Below are 942 nucleotides of genomic sequence, written 5' to 3'. Positions count from 1 at the left end.
TTTCATGCAGGACAGTGAGGGCGCCCAGGCGATGATCGCGGCCATGGATGAGGCAGGTGTGGAGCGAGCCTGGGTATTTGGTCTGCCGGTGATGAAAAAATGGCAGGCAGAGGCGCCACGCCGCCCCCGCTATTATCTGGGCGATGAGGCGCCGCTGTATTACTACAGCGCCACGGATGACATTGTGGCCCAGGCGGTGTTGTCGCTGCCGGAGGAGCAGCAGGCGCGGTTGCAGCCGTTTATCAGTGGTTTCAACCCCACGGACATGCACGCAGCGGAGCAGGTGGAAAGCCTCATTGAGCGTTATCCGGGGCTGTGGCAGGGGATTGGAGAAATTCTCACCCGGCATGATCAGCTCACTGCGCTCACCGAAGGAGAGACTCCCCGGGCCAACCATCCGGCACTGATGAAGGTGTATGCAATGGCGGGGCGCTATGATCTTCCCGTGTTGCTGCACAGCAACTTGACCTCCCTTCGCGAAGAGACACCGATCTATCTGGGGGAGCTGGAAGAGGCGCTCAGTGAACACCCGGAAACCCGTTTTTTGCTGGCCCACGCAGGCACCAGTGGTGGTGTGGAAGAGCGACAGGCGCCACTGGGGACCTTACCGCCTATCCTGCGGGCATTACTGAGCCGCTATGAAAATTTGTACATCGACCTGTCGTGGAGCGTGAAAGACCACTACCTGATTGATGACGGCGTGCCCAGCAAGGAGTGGCTGGCCCTTATCCGTGAATTTCCGGACCGTTTTACCCTGGGAACCGACCTGGTGGGGCATTTCGACAGCATGGAGAAGGTGCTGGGCGAGTATGAACCGTTGCTGGAAGCATTGCCCAAAAAAGTGGCGGAGCAGCTTTCACACGGGAATGCGGACGCGCTGGTGCCCAGAAAAGGGGCAGTGAAGTTGCCTTGAATGAAGATTTGTCGTGGATTTAAGGGCAA

The 942-nt window shown here is 58.5% G+C and carries 1 protein-coding gene; it reads left to right on the top strand.

The window, feature by feature from the left end:
• Nucleotides 1-913: amidohydrolase family protein (locus A3730_RS17975; protein WP_063538607.1), on the top strand; the 913-nt coding region annotated here is incomplete at its 5' end.
• Nucleotides 914-942 lie beyond the last annotated feature (29 nt).

Source organism: Alcanivorax sp. HI0044, from assembly GCF_001634945.1.
Note: the sequence above shows the minus strand (reverse complement) of the source record. Positions and strands in the feature narration are given on the sequence as shown.